Source organism: Pseudomonas sp. ICMP22404 (assembly GCF_006227205.1).
GTDB lineage: Bacteria > Pseudomonadota > Gammaproteobacteria > Pseudomonadales > Pseudomonadaceae > Aquipseudomonas.
The window spans coordinates 51,203-65,630 of record NZ_VCNG01000019.1 but is presented as its reverse complement, the minus strand read 5'-3'; the positions used below and the strand labels follow the sequence as shown (position 1 = coordinate 65,630).

The 14,428-nt window shown below is 61.4% G+C and carries 14 protein-coding genes; 3 read left to right on the top strand and 11 right to left on the bottom strand.

Annotation, left to right across the window (positions count from 1 at the left end):
* Positions 1–44 precede the first annotated feature (44 nt).
* The 5 genes from FGE05_RS25930 to FGE05_RS25910 form a co-directional block, all read right to left on the bottom strand.
* Complete coding sequence (locus FGE05_RS25930) at positions 45–854, bottom strand: OmpA family protein (protein WP_139649423.1); 810 nt, start codon at positions 852–854, stop codon at positions 45–47.
* On the bottom strand, positions 851–1,210 hold the full coding sequence (locus FGE05_RS25925) for a DUF4398 domain-containing protein (RefSeq protein WP_041021838.1): 360 nt from the start codon (positions 1,208–1,210) through the stop codon (positions 851–853). Before FGE05_RS25925 ends, FGE05_RS25930 begins: the two co-directional genes overlap by 4 nt.
* A 9-nt stretch (positions 1,211–1,219) precedes the next feature.
* On the bottom strand, positions 1,220–2,044 hold the full coding sequence (locus tag FGE05_RS25920; protein ID WP_139649420.1) for an ABC transporter substrate-binding protein: 825 nt from the start codon (positions 2,042–2,044) through the stop codon (positions 1,220–1,222).
* Positions 2,045–2,182: 138 nt separating this feature from the next.
* A complete protein-coding gene (locus tag FGE05_RS25915; RefSeq protein WP_041021840.1) occupies positions 2,183–3,112 on the bottom strand; it encodes an electron transfer flavoprotein subunit alpha/FixB family protein in 930 nt (309 codons plus the stop codon).
* 2 nt (positions 3,113–3,114) lie between these two features.
* The gene (locus FGE05_RS25910; RefSeq protein WP_024776877.1) at positions 3,115–3,864 is read right to left on the bottom strand and encodes an electron transfer flavoprotein subunit beta/FixA family protein; all 750 of its coding nucleotides are present in this window, start codon (positions 3,862–3,864) and stop codon (positions 3,115–3,117) included.
* 545 nt (positions 3,865–4,409) lie between these two features.
* Here FGE05_RS25910 and FGE05_RS25900 point away from each other — a divergent pair.
* Positions 4,410–6,074: an electron transfer flavoprotein-ubiquinone oxidoreductase gene (locus tag FGE05_RS25900; protein ID WP_139649417.1), complete on the top strand. Its 1,665-nt coding sequence runs from the start codon at positions 4,410–4,412 to the stop codon at positions 6,072–6,074.
* 182 nt (positions 6,075–6,256) lie between these two features.
* Here FGE05_RS25900 and FGE05_RS25895 read toward each other — a convergent pair whose 3' ends face one another.
* Positions 6,257–7,147 (bottom strand): AraC family transcriptional regulator, encoded by an 891-nt coding sequence (locus FGE05_RS25895; RefSeq protein WP_139649414.1) that lies wholly within the window; start codon positions 7,145–7,147, stop codon positions 6,257–6,259.
* Between the two features lie 179 nt (positions 7,148–7,326).
* Here FGE05_RS25895 and FGE05_RS25890 point away from each other — a divergent pair, with 179 nt between their 5' ends.
* Positions 7,327–8,379, top strand: coding sequence for an NAD(P)-dependent alcohol dehydrogenase (locus tag FGE05_RS25890; RefSeq protein ID WP_139649412.1), 1,053 nt, complete (start codon positions 7,327–7,329; stop codon positions 8,377–8,379).
* Positions 8,380–8,423: 44 nt separating this feature from the next.
* Here the strand turns inward: FGE05_RS25890 and FGE05_RS25885 are convergent, their stop codons facing one another.
* The 5 genes from FGE05_RS25885 to FGE05_RS25865 form a co-directional block, all read right to left on the bottom strand.
* Positions 8,424–9,227, bottom strand: a complete 804-nt coding sequence (locus FGE05_RS25885; RefSeq protein ID WP_041023886.1) for an IclR family transcriptional regulator — start codon at positions 9,225–9,227, stop codon at positions 8,424–8,426.
* Between the two features lie 60 nt (positions 9,228–9,287).
* On the bottom strand, positions 9,288–10,598 hold the full coding sequence (locus FGE05_RS25880; protein ID WP_139649410.1) for an MFS transporter: 1,311 nt from the start codon (positions 10,596–10,598) through the stop codon (positions 9,288–9,290).
* Between the two features lie 187 nt (positions 10,599–10,785).
* A complete protein-coding gene (gene dgoD, locus FGE05_RS25875) occupies positions 10,786–11,934 on the bottom strand; it encodes a galactonate dehydratase (protein ID WP_024776883.1) in 1,149 nt (382 codons plus the stop codon).
* Positions 11,935–11,983: 49 nt separating this feature from the next.
* A complete protein-coding gene (locus FGE05_RS25870; protein ID WP_139649408.1) occupies positions 11,984–12,604 on the bottom strand; it encodes a 2-dehydro-3-deoxy-6-phosphogalactonate aldolase in 621 nt (206 codons plus the stop codon).
* Positions 12,605–12,623: 19 nt separating this feature from the next.
* Positions 12,624–13,607 carry a 2-dehydro-3-deoxygalactonokinase gene (locus FGE05_RS25865; RefSeq protein WP_139649406.1) on the bottom strand — a complete coding sequence of 328 codons (984 nt, stop codon included), beginning with the start codon at positions 13,605–13,607 and terminating at the stop codon, positions 12,624–12,626.
* A gap of 188 nt (positions 13,608–13,795) precedes the next feature.
* On the opposite strand from FGE05_RS25865, the gene FGE05_RS25860 reads away from it, so the two are divergent.
* Entirely contained in the window at positions 13,796–14,428 is a 633-nt protein-coding gene (locus FGE05_RS25860) for a glutathione S-transferase family protein (protein WP_139649405.1), read from the top strand.

Sequence of the window (14,428 nt, the reverse complement as noted above, 5' to 3'; positions counted from 1 at the left end):
ACCCGGCACCCCTGGGGGGCCGGGTTTTCCAGTGACGCGACCCTTTAGCGGGCAGCGCCGAGCTGGCCCTTCTCGTCGGAGAACACAATTTCAACCCGACGGTTCTGCGCCCGGCCACGCTCGGTGGCGTTGACGTCCACCGGGAACTCGTCGCCGTAGCCTTCGACCTGGATGCGCTTGTCATCAATCCCCAGGTCTACCAGCACGTCCGCCACCGCCTGTGCGCGGTCTCGGGACAGCTTGAGGTTTTCCTGCTTGCCGCCGGTGCTGTCGGTATAGCCTTCGATGCGCACCACTCGCTTGGGGTTGAGCTGCAGGAACTGCACGATCTTGAGCACCACCCGGTTGGCCGAGTTCTTCAATTCAGCCTCGCCGGTGTCGAACAACACATCGCCGAGGGTCATCACCAGGCCCCGATCGGTCTGGGTGGTGGTCATCTCCATGATCTGCTCTTCCAGCCATTTGCCTTGCTGCTGGACACTGAGCAACTTGGATTCGCGCAAGGCCAACTGCAGACGCTGGCGCTCCAGTTCGAGCTTTGCCGCGCGCTCTTCGTTGAGCACCTGGTTACTGTGTTCCCGGGCGATTTCACTGTAGCGCTGGCTGAGGTAGGCGTAATGCAGTACATCCTCACCGCTGCCCCAGTAACTGGACAGGCGATCGGCCCGAGCCAGCGACTCACCGGCGCGAATCACGTCCCTGGGCGCTGCGCGCAAGACGTTGGCGTCTTCCTTCACCTTCTGGAAATCGGTACTGGCTTTTTCCAGTGCCACTTCACTGCGTTGACCCGCGCAGCCGTACAAGCTGGCCAGGCCCGCCAGGATCAAACCGCCAAACACATGGGAGTGCTTCATTGGGCATCCTCCCTCAGTTGCTTGCGCAAGCGCTTGATGCGGGTGTCGAGCACGTTCAGTTGCTCCTGGCTCTTGAGGGTCAGCACCTTCGCTTCGGCCAGACGTGCGTCCAGCTCGGCCTGCTCGGCACGCATGCGCGCTTTCTTGTACGACGCGTCGGCCATGTTGGATTTGGCGCGGGCGAACTTGTCTTCGGCGAGTTTCAGTTCCGGCACTTCATCGGCAGTGGCACCCACCGCCCGGGCTTGCTCCAGTGCCTGTTCAGTCAAGCGGATCTGTTCATTCGGCGCCGGATCGGCTGCGCAGCCCGCCAGAGCCAGAACGGCCAGGGCAGCGAAAAGAGGTCGAATAGTCACTAATGTTCCCTACTGTTTTGGGGCACCGACAGGTGGCTGCAACTGTGTGTTCCAACGTTCGAGATTGCGTTGCAACACAGCCTCCGTCAGGCCGGACGCGGCCAATTCTGTCATCTTTTGCGCCAGCTGTCCGCGCAACCATGGCTCGTTGCAGGCAGAGTCATGGGAAACCGCGAGGAACAGCCCCGGTTTATCCACCGGTTGTGGAGCCGCTTGCAGGTCGTTCGCCATGCCCAGTGTCTGCGCCATCGCCAGGCCCGAGTAGCGCCCGGCGAGGACATATTCCACCTCTCCCAGCAGCAATTTCTGAAAGGCCTGGGTCAGGTTGGAGGTGCGGACCAGGGACAATCTCTGCTCGGCGAAGAGGCTGAATTCCTGAGTCATGCGAGCCTTTTCCGACAAGGCGCCGGGATGACCGTGTAGATCCTCGGGCCCGTTGACGACCAGCTTGGAATCCTTGCGGGTCCAGACCAGGTAATCGTTGTCCAGCACGGGAGGATGGACATAGTCCAGGAAATCAAGCCCGGTCGGCGTCAACGGGGCGTCGGCAAGTAGATCCATGCGCCCGCTGCGCACCTCGTCCAGTGCCTGGGCGCGCTTGCCGGCATAGAGCAATTCGACCTTGATGCCCAATTCTCCCGCCACCTGGGTCAGCAAGTCGGCACTGGCACCGATCAAGTGCTTGGGATCCTGAGGGTCTTGCCAGAGATAAGGCGGCGCATCCGGGCTGCCAGTGGCGATCATCCGCTCGCACTTGCCGGCGGCGACAGACAGACCCGGCACGCCCGCCAGCGCCCACAGCAACGACCAGCCGGCCAAACGGCGAAGATCCATGGCGTTACGCTCCCCTTGAAAATGCAGACAATAAAAAGCCCGGCCAGGACCGTATTGCGCTCATTCAAGGACTCAGAAGAACCTTAAATGAGCTGCACTACGGTCAAAGCCGGGCTCTTTATAAGTGAAGAGGCCGGATTAGACCAGCTTCTCCAACTCAGGGACTGCTTCGAACAGATCCGCCACCAGGCCGTAATCGGCCACTTGGAAGATCGGTGCTTCTTCGTCCTTGTTGATCGCAACGATCACCTTGGAGTCCTTCATACCGGCCAGATGCTGGATCGCGCCGGAGATACCGACGGCGATGTACAGCTGTGGCGCAACGATCTTGCCGGTCTGGCCGACCTGCATGTCGTTGGGTACGAAACCTGCGTCGACCGCTGCGCGGGAAGCGCCGACGGCAGCGCCCAGCTTGTCGGCCAGGGCGTACAGGTGCTTGAAGTTGTCACCGTTCTGCATGCCGCGGCCGCCGGAAACGACGATCTTGGCAGCGGTCAGTTCAGGACGATCGGACTTGGCCAGTTCTTCGTTGACGAAGCTGGAAATACCGGCGTCGTGGGCAGCGCCTACGGCTTCGACGGCGGCCGAGCCACCTTCGGCTGCAACCGGGTCGAAGCCGGTGGCACGCACGGTGATGACCTTGACCGAAGCGCTCGATTGCACGGTGGCAATGGCGTTACCGGCATAGATCGGACGCTGGAAGGTGTCGGCGCTTTCCACCGAGATGATCTCGGAGATCTGGTCGACGTCCAGGGCAGCGGCAACCCGCGGCAGGATGTTTTTGCCGTTCGAAGTAGCGGCAGCCAGGATGTGGCTATAGCCCTTGCCCAACTCGGCTACCAGTGGTGCAACGTTTTCCGGCAACTGGTGCGCATAGGCGGCGTTGTCGGCCGACAGCACTTTTGCCACACCAGCGATTTTCGCGGCGGCTTCGGCCACGGCGCCAGCGCCCTGACCGGCTACCAGAACGTGGATATCGCCACCGATTTTGGCAGCGGCAGCAACGGTGTTCAGCGTGGCCGGAGCCAGCGCCTTGTTGTCGTGTTCGGCGATTACCAAGATAGTCATAGTTAGATTACCTTCGCTTCGTTTTTCAGTTTCTCGACCAGTTCAGCCACCGACTTGACCTTGATGCCCGCGCTGCGTGCAGCCGGCGCTTCGACTTTCAGGGTCTTGTTGGTGGAGGCGGTGGAAACGCCCAAAGCGTCAGGAGTCAGCACTTCAAGCGGCTTCTTCTTGGCTTTCATGATGTTTGGCAGGGACGCGTAGCGCGGCTCGTTCAAACGCAGGTCGGTGGTGACGATGGCCGGCAGCTTCAGGGAAACGGTCTGCGCGCCGCCGTCGATTTCGCGGGTCACGGCAACGCTGTCGCCGGACACTTCGACCTTGGAGGCGAAGGTGCCCTGACCGTAGCCGCTCAATGCGGCGAGCATCTGGCCGGTCTGGTTGTTATCGCTGTCGATGGCTTGTTTGCCGAGGATCACCAGCTGTGGCTGTTCCTTGTCGACAACGGCCTTGAGCAGCTTGGCCACGGCCAGGGAAGTCAGCTCTTCGGCGGATTCGACGAGAATGGCGCGATCGGCACCCAGCGCCAGCGCAGTGCGCAGTTGCTCCTGGGCGGTGGTCGGACCGATGGAGACGACGACGATCTCGGTCGCTACGCCTTTTTCTTTCAGGCGTACGGCTTCTTCCACGGCGATTTCGCAGAAAGGGTTCATCGACATCTTGACGTTGGCGAGGTCGACGCCGGAGTTGTCCGCCTTGACGCGAACCTTGACGTTATAGTCGACCACTCGTTTGACAGCTACAAGAACCTTCATGGATTCCTCGTTACTCTCCGGTGAAAAGAAAGTCGCCTAGGCGAACCTGGCGGTTGATGCTCATGGGCGCAAGGGCACCTCTAAAAACGCCGGCATGAACCACACATGACCTTGCTCACGGGAGTGAAGACCGTCCGTCAGTGATGACCGATGAGTCATTCATTATCGCGGCGTGTAAACTGCGCGTTCGAACACGCAATACGTCACTTTGTGCTGCCTTCGCCCTGTCTTTAGAGGTGCTCTTGAAACCAACAGTCAGCCTACGGCGAGCGCAAAACCGCCCGTATCTTGACCGGAACGCCTATTCCGGTCAATACGGCAAAATGGCCAGTCATAAGCCGCACGTCGGTGATTTATCTGGCCTGCGGCTATTTCAAACAAACGTTTGTATTGGACCTTGAGAGTGGTGTAGATATAATGCGCCGCCAAGAGAGAACCGCGGGTCATCCATTGTCACTTTCGTCGTTTTTCCCGAAGGAAACAATGGATGCAACGCCCAACCTCCAATTAGAAAAACCGTGAGCCTTGAGAGTAGGAGATAGCCTGTGGAACGCGAATACATGGAATTCGACGTGGTCATCGTCGGTGCCGGCCCCGCTGGCCTGTCTGCCGCCTGCCGCCTGAAGCAGAAGGCCGCCGAAGCCGGTAAGGAAATCAGCGTCTGCGTGGTGGAAAAAGGCTCCGAAGTGGGTGCGCACATCCTTTCCGGCGCGGTGTTCGAGCCCCGCGCCCTGAATGAACTGTTCCCGGACTGGAAAGAACTCGGCGCTCCGCTGAACACGCCAGTCAAGCGCGATGACATTTATGTCCTGAGGAACGCCGACACTGCGAACAAAATCCCTGACTTCTTCGTGCCCAAGACCATGCACAACGAAGGCAACTATATTATTTCCCTCGGCAATCTTTGCCGTTGGCTGGCCCAGCAGGCCGAGAACCTCGGCGTGGAAATCTACCCGGGCTTCGCCGCCCAGGAAGCGCTGTTCGACGAAAACGGCGTGGTTCGCGGGATCATCACTGGCGATCTGGGTGTTGACCGTGAAGGCCACCCGAAGGAAGGTCTCTACACGCCTGGCATGGAACTGCGCGGCAAGTACACGCTGTTCGCCGAAGGCTGCCGTGGCCATATCGGCAAGCAACTGATCAAGCGCTTCAACCTGGACAGCGACGCCGATGCCCAGCACTACGGCATCGGCTTGAAGGAAATCTGGGAAATCGACCCGGCCAAGCATCAACCCGGCCTGGTGGTGCACACCGCCGGCTGGCCGCTGGACATCATGGGCACCGAGAACACCGGCGGCTCCTTCCTTTATCACTTGGAAAACAACCAGGTGGTCGTGGGCCTGATCGTCGACCTGTCCTACAGCAACACCTACCTGTCGCCGTTCGACGAATTCCAGCGCCTCAAGCATCACCCGGTGCTCAAGCAGTACCTGGAAGGCGGCAAGCGCGTCAGCTACGGCGCCCGTGCCATCTGCAAGGGCGGCCTGAACTCGCTGCCGAAAATGGTCTTCAAGGGCGGCGCGCTGATCGGTTGCGACCTCGGCACGCTGAACTTCGCCAAGATCAAGGGCAGCCACACCGCCATGAAGTCCGGCATGCTCGCCGCCGATGCCGTGGCCGATCGCCTGTTCGCCGAATCCGAAGGCGGTGATGAACTGACCGCTTACGTTGACAGCTTCAAGAACAGCTGGCTGTACGAAGAGCTGTTCGCCAGCCGCAACTTCGGCGCAGCGATCCACAAGTACGGCGCAATCGTCGGTGGCGGCTTCAACTGGCTCGACCAGAACATCTTCGGCGGCAAGCTGCCGTTCACCCTGCACGACAACAAGCCCGACTACGCCTGCCTGAAGCTGGCGGCCGATTGCAAGAAGATCGACTACCCGAAACCGGACGGCAAGATCAGTTTCGACAAACTCAGCTCGGTGTTCATCTCCGGTACCAACCACGAAGAAGAGCAGCCCTGCCACCTGAAGCTGACCGACCCGAGCATCCCGATCGGCAAGAACCTGCCACTGTACGACGAACCGGCCCAACGCTACTGCCCGGCCGGTGTGTATGAGGTGGTGACCAAGGAAGACGGCGAGAAGCGCTTCCAGATCAACGCCCAGAACTGCGTGCACTGCAAGACCTGCGACATCAAGGACCCAGCCCAGAACATCACCTGGGTATCGCCGGAAGGCGCCGGTGGGCCGACTTACCCGAACATGTAAGCCGATTCGCTGAACATCAAGGCTCCCGCAATGGGGGCCTTTTTGTTGCCTGCGACTCTAACAACCACCCAAAACAATGTGGGAGCGAGCCTGCTCGCGATAGCGTTCGATCATTCAACATCTGCGTCGGCTGACACACCGCTATCGCGAGCAGGCTCGCTCCCACAGGGATTGGCGCTGGATCAGGCAGCGCGCTCTTCCCCGGGGTTGCGCTCGAAGTAGCGCTTGTACTCCCGGCTGAACTGCGACGAGCTCTGGTAACCCACCTGATGTGCGACCTGGGCCACGCCCATGCCCTCGCTGAGCAACAGCCGCTGCGCCTTGAGCAAGCGCAATCGCTTGAGGTACTGCACCGGCGACAGCAACGTACTGCGCTTGAAATGCTCATGGAAAGTCGAGGCGCTCATGTTCGCGCAGTTGGCCAGGGTCTCGACGTTCAGCGGCTCGGTGAAGTGCGCGTGTAAGTGGCTCAATGCGGCAGCGATCCGAGCGAACTGCCCTTGCTGCTCCACCAACGCCCGCAACACATCGGCCTGGGGCCCGCGCAACGCCGCGAAGAGCAATTCCCGCAACCGCGCCTGGCCCATGACCTGGCATTCCAGTGGGTCGTGCAAGCATTGCAACAGACGCTCGACGCATCCGCGCATGGCGTCATCGAGCACGGCGCTGGTCATGGATTCCGGTGTCTGCGGCGGCAGGTTCCGTCCCGGCGTCAATCCCATGGTCAGCACCAACTCGCCCAACAGCGCCCGATCGATCGCAACGGAAATCCCGAGCAGCGGAGCATCGGGCATGGCGTAGGTTTCGCACTCGAACGGTACCGGCAGCGCCTGGATCAGGTAGTGCCCGGCGCCGTACTCCAGCGTGCGCGGTCCCAGGTACGCCAGTTTACTGCCTTGGGCAATGATCACCAGGCTCGGCTCGTAGAGCTGCGGGCCACGGGCGATGTCTTCGCTGCACCGCAGTACTTGCACGCCAGGCAGCTGTGTAGGAATAAAGCCGTCACGGGTCGCCAGAGGTTCGATCAGCGAAACCAGCGCCGCGTTGGCATCGAGATAGCGGGTCAGCAACATGGGAAAAACTTCACGGAAAAAGGGATGGGAACATCATCGCAGGTCTGGCGCTCCATAGGATCAATCTACGGTCAAGGCCGGAGGATTAGGCATGACACCCGTAGGAATCGCCATCGCGGGATGCCGCCATGGCTCCCAGAATAGATCGCCTGACTGTTCATTGTTTAGCGAGGTTCAATATGTACACTGCCATCGGATACGCCGCTCAATCGTCCACCGCGCCCCTCGCCCCCATGAAGTTCGAGCGGCGCAGCCCGCAGGCCGACGACGTGGCAATCGACATTCTCTACTGTGGCGTCTGCCACTCCGATATCCACCAGGCCCGCAACGAATGGGGCATCGCTGTCTACCCGCTGATGCCCGGCCACGAGATCATAGGGAAGGTTACCGCCGTCGGTGCAAATGTCACCCGCTATAAGATCGGCGACTTGGTGGGTGTTGGCTGCATGGTCGATTCCTGCCGCGAGTGCGAAGCCTGCCATGCTGACCTGGAGCAATATTGCTACCAGGGCATGACCCAGACCTATGCCAGCCCGGACCGTATCAGCGGCGGCCATACCATGGGTGGCTACTCCGACAGCATCGTGGTCAACGAACATTTCGTGTTGCGTATCCCCGCCGCACTCGACCCGGCCAGCGCCGCACCGATTCTCTGCGCCGGCATCACGACCTACTCCCCCCTCAAGCACTATGGCGTGAAGGCCGGTGACAAGGTCGGCGTGCTCGGCATGGGCGGCCTCGGCCACATGGGTATCAAGTTCGCCAAGGCCATGGGCGCCGAAGTGACGTTGTTCACCCGCTCGGCGAGCAAGGCGGAGGAAGCCCGTCGCCAGGGCGCAGACCATGTGATCGTGTCCACCGACGCCAAGCAGATGGCCGCTGCCGCCGGACGCTTCCACTTCCTGTTGGACACGATTCCGGTACAGCACGACCTCAATCCCTACCTGGGGACGTTGCGTTTCGACGGCGTACATATTCTGGTGGGCCTGGTCGAGCCGATCGATCCGCCGGTCCATGCCGCCAATTTGATCATGGGCCGTCGTGTATTGGCCGGTTCGTTGATCGGTGGCATCGCAGAAACCCAGGAAGTGCTGGATTTCTGCGCCGAGCACAACATCAGTTGCGACGTTGAAATGCTCGACATCCGCCAGATCAACGAAGCCTACAGCCGCATGATCGCCGGAGACGTCAAGTACCGCTTTGTCATCGACATGGCGACGCTCAAGGCCTGACGCAGTGGGTTTTGAGAGCATGAGTTAGCCACACAGGCCACTAATCAGACCTTGGCACCCAGCTCCGCCGACAGCCGAGCTGTGACCCCTTTGACCAGGGGAATCAGCTCGGCCATTTTTTCCAACGGCATGTACGGCACGGTGCTGGCAATGCTGATACCGGCGACAATCCGCTTGCCGGCGTCCCGGATCGGCGCCGCCACGCAACGAATCGACGGTTCATTGTCCTCCAGGTCGAAGGCATAGCCTCCCGCCACATACTCCACCATCCGCTGCTGGAACTGTTCCCAGGACTGCTCCTGGTGCTGGGGCCAGAACTGATTCTTCCCAGCGGCCGGCAGACTGATTTCATACAGCCGCCGCCAATTGTCCTCGGGATCATCGAGCATCAGGGCCTTGCCAATCCCCGTGCGCGCCAACGGCATGCGATGGCCCACCCGCGAACGCATTTCCGGACCGTTGCGCCCCGGATTCTTCAGCAGGTACAGAACCTCGTCACCCTCGCGAATCGCCAGGTGAACGGTGTCGCCGGTCAATGCCGACAACTCGTCCAGATACGGTCCCGCCAGGCTCACCAGCGGTAGCTCTTCCCGGGCCTGGAAACCCAGTTCGATCAACTTCGGCCCCAGCAGATACCCCACCTGCGGCACCACGCGCAGGTAACGCTCGTCCACCAGGCAACTGGCCAGGCGATGGGTGGTGCTGCGGGTCGTGCCAATCAGCCGGGCGATTTCCTTCAGGTCACGGGCACCGCTGGCGACCGCCTGAACCACACCCAGGCCGCGCAGCAATGTCTGGGTGCCTGTAGGCGCTGCGTCCTTGGTGATTTTTGGATCGTCTTGCTGCATATCCGACCTTCAACAGTGAGCGGGGAACGGGGCGGCATTATGGTCGCCCGCCCCGTCGGACTACAACTCGATGCGCTCGACCTTCCCGACCAGCAGGATGTAGGACAACGCGCCCACCAGCGCCAGAACGGCGATATAGGTAATGGCCGGGGCAAACGAATCGCCGCTGGCAAGGAAACCAATGACAATCGGCGTGGCGATGGCCGCCAGGTTGCCGATGAAGTTGAACACCCCACCCGTCAGCCCGAGAAGCCGCGCCGGCGCCAGGGTCGACACCAGCGACCAGGTGATCGACGCCAGGCCATTGCCGAAGAAGGCCAGCGCCAGGAACGCGATCACCAGCGGTGTCGATTCAACGAAGTTGGCACCGATGATCGAGGTCGAGATCAGCAAGCCGCCAATGATCGGCAGCTTTCGGGCGAACCCGACCGTGGCGCCGCGCCGGATCAGCCAGTCGGAAAAGAACCCGGAGCACAACACGCCGACAAACGCCGCGAGAAAGGGCAACGATGCCAGCAGGCCAGACTTGATGAAGTCCATGCCACGATATTTCACCAGGTAGGTCGGGAACCACGTCAGGAAAAACCACAGCGTGGAGTTCAGGCAGAACTGGCCCAGATAGATGCCCCACAGCTTGCGCCGGGTCAGCACGACACCCAGGTCGGTCCAGCTGAATTTCGCCTTGGCCTTGGCCGCCTCGGCCTGGATGTCCACCAGCCCGCCGCCCTCGCGAATCAAATCGATTTCAGCAGCGTTGGCGCCCTTGAAATCCCGCGGCTCGCGATACACCGCGTACCAGATCACCGCCCAGAGAATGCCGACCGCGCCGGTCACCACGAAGACCATGTGCCAACCAAACGTGTGCTGCAGCCAGGCCAGCACCGGCGTCAGGAAAGCCAGGCCAACGAATTGTCCGGAAGTGTAGAAACCAATGGCCGTGGCCCGCTCGCGCTCAGGGAACCAGGTGGTCACTACACGGCTGTTGATCGGATAGGCCGGCGCCTCCAGGGCCCCGACCGCCATGCGCAGCACGAACAAAGCGATGAAGCTGGCGGCGAAACCGAGCATCACCGTGGCCACCGACCACAACAGCAACGCGACGCTGTACAAAATCCGCGGCGGCACGCGGTCCACCAGCCAGCCGCCGGGAATCTGCATGGCGGCGTAGGTCCAGCCGAACGCCGAGAAGATCAGCCCGACATGGATCGGATCGATGCCCAGTTCACTGGTCAGCGCGGGGGCGGCAATCGACAGGTTGCTGCGGTCCAGGTAGTTGATCACCACGGTGATGAACAGCAGGACCATGATGAAAAAACGCTTGCGGCTGGGCGTCACCAACGACGCCTGCGCGCTCAGGGTGTGCGCTTGCATGTGAGGTGCCTCTTCTTATGTTTATTGAGGAAACGGACGCGAGGATGGGGACCTCCTTGCCGATGGAGATCCTTTGTGGGAGCGAGCCTGCTCGCGATGGCGGTATGTCAGTAGCGCATTAATCAGCTGACCCACCGCGATCGCGAGCAGGCTCGCTCCCACAAGGTTCAGTGGTGGGCCTGGGAACTCACCACTCGGCAAAACTGCCATCGGCATGGCGCCAGATCGGATTGCGCCAGCGGTGGCCGACGGCGGCGCGTTCGATGACGTACTCCTCGTTGATCTCAATGCCCAGGCCCGGGCCGTTGGGGATCTTCACGAAGCCTTTGTCGTAGTCGAACACCCGCGCATCCTTGACGTAATCCAGCAGGTCGTTGCTCTCGTTGTAGTGGATGCCCAGGCTCTGCTCCTGGATGAACGCGTTGTAGCAAGCCGCATCCAGTTGCAGGCACGCCGCCAGGGCGATCGGGCCCAGCGGGCAGTGCAGCGCCAGCGCCACGTCGTAGGCCTCGGCCATGTTGGCGATCTTGCGGGTTTCGGTGATACCACCGGCGTGGGACGCATCCGGCTGGATGATGTCGACGTAACCTTCGCTGAGCACCCGTTTGAAATCCCAGCGGGAAAACAGACGCTCGCCGAGAGCAATCGGCGTGCTGGTCAGCGGCGCCAGTTCCTTGAGGGCTTCGTAGTTTTCGCTGAGCACCGGCTCTTCGATGAACATCAGCTTGTACGGGTCGAGTTCCTTCATCAGCACCTTGGCCATCGGCTTGTGAACCCGGCCATGGAAGTCGACGCCGATGCCGACGTTCGGCCCTACTGCGTCCCGCACCGCTGCCACGTTGGCGAGGGCCAGGTCGACTTTCTCGAAGGTGTCGAGAAACTGCAGCTCTTCAGTGCCGTTCATTTTCACCGCCGTGAAGCCCCGTCCCACGGCTTCTTTCGCTGCGCGGGCGGTGTCCGCCGGCCGGTCGCCGCCGATCCAGGAATAGACGCGGATCTTGTCGCGCACCTGGCCGCCCAGCAGGTCGCTGACCGACACCCCCAGGGCCTTGCCCTTGATGTCCCACAGCGCCTGGTCGATACCGGCCAGGGCGCTCATGTGCACGGCGCCACCGCGATAGAAGCCGCCGCGATACAGCACGGTCCAGATGTCTTCGATATTGCGCGGGTCTTTGCCGATCAGGTAGTCGGACAATTCCTCGACGGCGGCCGCCACCGTATGGGCACGGCCCTCGACCACCGGCTCGCCCCAGCCAGTCACACCCTCGTCGGTTTCGACCTTGAGGAAGCACCAGCGCGGCGGAACAATGAAGGTGGTCAGTTTGGTGATTTTCATCTTGTTGTCTCTCTTGTCAGATGCAGCGCACGCAGCGCTGGAAAAGTCTTCAGTTCAAGGCATTCCATGCGGCCACGTAAGCCTTGGCGCGCACCGCGACTTCGTCTGCCGTCATGCCCGGCTTGAACAACCCGGAGCCCAGGCCGAACCCCTTGACGCCCGCCTCGAGGAACACCGCCATGTTGTCCGGCGTGATCCCACCCACCGGCACCAGCACGGTCCCGGTCGGCAACACCGCGAGCCAGGCCTTGACCACCGCCGGGCCCATTTGCTCGGCAGGAAACAGTTTCAACACATGGGCGCCTTCGGCCAGCGCGGCAAATGCCTCGGTAGGCGTGGCGACCCCGGGCGAGAGGTAAAGCCCCGCCGCTTTCGCCGCCCGCAACACCTTCGGATCGCTGTGGGGCATGACGATCACCTGGCCGCCGGCAGCCTTCACCTGCTCCACCTGCTCTGGGGTCAGCACGGTGCCAGCGCCGATCAGGCAGTCGGCGGGCAAGGTATTGCGCAGGATGCGGATACTTTCGTACGGCTCGGGGGAATTGAGCGGTACTTCGATGACGCGAAATCCGGCGCTGTACAGGACTTCGCCGATGGCTGCCGCCTCTTCGGGACGCAGACCGCGCAAGATCGCGATCAGCCCGTTGTGCGCCAGTGCTTGTGTGAGCATGTCAGACCTCCAGTCAGGTTTAACGCGATGCGCTGGACTCGAGCAGCCCGGCCGCCACGGCCAGTTGCCACAAACCTCGTTCGGTAGCCTGTTCGGCCAGGGTCACCCGGGCAAAGCCGCAGGCGTCGAGAGCCCGCTGATAACGGGCGCAGAGTTGGGAATTGCCGATCAAGACCACCGTCGGCAAATGCACGCTGTTGCGCCGATGCCGCTGTGCGGCGGCCAGCGCCGTCAGCTCGTGGCCAATCAACAAGCCAGAGAGATAGTCGGCCTGGGCGCTCGCGCCAAGTTCACCGGTCAGCCCCAGGCTGCGAGCGCTGAACACGGTGGACAGCGGACCGACCTGTCCGTCCGTCGACAGCGCCACCTGCACACCCCGATCGAAGGCCACGCCATCGAACGCAGCACCGCGCTGTTGGGTACGGCCGAGAATGCTGTGGTCGCTGAGCACGGCGAAGATTTCACCGGTCATGAAAGTGTCGAAATGCACGATGCAACCGTCGGCCACTTCCACCCACTTCGAGTGGCTGCCAGGCAGGCCGATCAGCACCGCTTCGTTCGGCAAGCTGTGCAGGGCGCCGAGTACCTGGGTTTCTTCGCCGCGCATGACATTGGGCAACCGCGAGCGCTGGATCACCCCTGGCACGATGTGCACATCGACACCGCGAAGGCTCCGAACGGTTTGTAGGGAATGTCCGAGATTGGCGACGTTAGCCGGTGTGTCGCAGTAAGGCGCTTCGCACCAACCCTGGGCGCTGCCGACCATGCCGCAGGCAATGACGGGCAGGCCCGGCTGCGCGTCCAACCAATCACCGCAGGCCTCGTCGAACGCCAGCTCGAAACCGTCGGTGCATTCCCGACCGGCCACGGTCCGCGGCCCGGAGGGCAACTGCATGATCCCCGACGACAGCGAGCGCTGTTCGAGCACCTCGCCTCCCGCGGCGAGTTTGTAAGCCCGTAGTGAGGTCGTCCCCCAATCGAGCGCGATCAATTGCGCCTGCATCCGCTTCACCTGTTCTGTTTTTTGGCAGTGAGTGGCACGGACTATAAACCTGGGCGCAGAAAAATCTCAATATATAAATGTCACTCCCACATATTGGGATAACAACAAAACCATCCTAAACCATCGCCATCCATCCACGACCCTGCTACGTTTCCTGTCCGGATGCCTTAACTCTCAGGGACAACGACATGGCACAACTGCTGAAAATCCTCGGTCGCACTTCTTCGATCAACGTCAGAAAAGTGTTGTGGACTTGCCAGGAACTGGACATTTCCTACGAACGCGAAGACTGGGGCATCGGCTTCAACTCCACCCACGATCCTGCGTTCCTGGCGCTTAACCCCAATGCCCAGGTACCGGTGATCATCGATGAGAACGGTGTGCTCTGGGAGTCGAACACCATCTGCCGTTATCTGGTGGGCAAGCATGGACGCAGTGACCTGCTTGCCGTCGAACCTGCCGCACGGGCGCGAATCGAGCAGTGGATGGATTGGCAGGCGACGGAACTCAACCCGTCATGGGGTTATCCGTTCTATGCCCTGGTGCGCAAGGATCCCAGCTGCCAGGACCCGCAGCAGATTGCCGCTGGGGTCAAAGGCTGGAATGAGAAGATGGGATTGCTTGAACAGCAGTTGAGCCGTACGGGCGCCTATGTGGCCGGAGCGGAGTTTTCCCTAGCAGATGTGCTCATCGGCCTGTCCGTGCACCGCTGGCGCCAGACGCCCATGGAACGGCCGGACTACCCGGCCGTGGCGGCATACTGCAAGCGTCTGGAACAGCGGCCCGGATTTGCCGAATGGGCCTCCGCCAACCACGCCTGA

What these genes read in the sequence shown, in the direction of transcription:
- FGE05_RS25930 (WP_139649423.1), bottom strand. Translation starts at nt 854, where the DNA reads ATGAAGCACTCCCATGTGTTTGGCGGTTTGATCCTGGCGGGCCTGGCC.
- FGE05_RS25920 (WP_139649420.1), bottom strand. Translation starts at nt 2,044, where the DNA reads ATGGATCTTCGCCGTTTGGCCGGCTGGTCGTTGCTGTGGGCGCTGGCG.
- FGE05_RS25915 (WP_041021840.1), bottom strand. Translation starts at nt 3,112, where the DNA reads ATGACTATCTTGGTAATCGCCGAACACGACAACAAGGCGCTGGCTCCG.
- FGE05_RS25910 (WP_024776877.1), bottom strand. Translation starts at nt 3,864, where the DNA reads ATGAAGGTTCTTGTAGCTGTCAAACGAGTGGTCGACTATAACGTCAAG.
- FGE05_RS25895 (WP_139649414.1), bottom strand. Translation starts at nt 7,147, where the DNA reads ATGTTGCTGACCCGCTATCTCGATGCCAACGCGGCGCTGGTTTCGCTG.
- FGE05_RS25890 (WP_139649412.1), top strand. Translation starts at nt 7,327, where the DNA reads ATGTACACTGCCATCGGATACGCCGCTCAATCGTCCACCGCGCCCCTC.
- FGE05_RS25885 (WP_041023886.1), bottom strand. Translation starts at nt 9,227, where the DNA reads ATGCAGCAAGACGATCCAAAAATCACCAAGGACGCAGCGCCTACAGGC.
- FGE05_RS25880 (WP_139649410.1), bottom strand. Translation starts at nt 10,598, where the DNA reads ATGCAAGCGCACACCCTGAGCGCGCAGGCGTCGTTGGTGACGCCCAGC.
- dgoD (WP_024776883.1), bottom strand. Translation starts at nt 11,934, where the DNA reads ATGAAAATCACCAAACTGACCACCTTCATTGTTCCGCCGCGCTGGTGC.
- FGE05_RS25870 (WP_139649408.1), bottom strand. Translation starts at nt 12,604, where the DNA reads ATGCTCACACAAGCACTGGCGCACAACGGGCTGATCGCGATCTTGCGC.
- FGE05_RS25865 (WP_139649406.1), bottom strand. Translation starts at nt 13,607, where the DNA reads ATGCAGGCGCAATTGATCGCGCTCGATTGGGGGACGACCTCACTACGG.
- FGE05_RS25860 (WP_139649405.1), top strand. Translation starts at nt 13,796, where the DNA reads ATGGCACAACTGCTGAAAATCCTCGGTCGCACTTCTTCGATCAACGTC.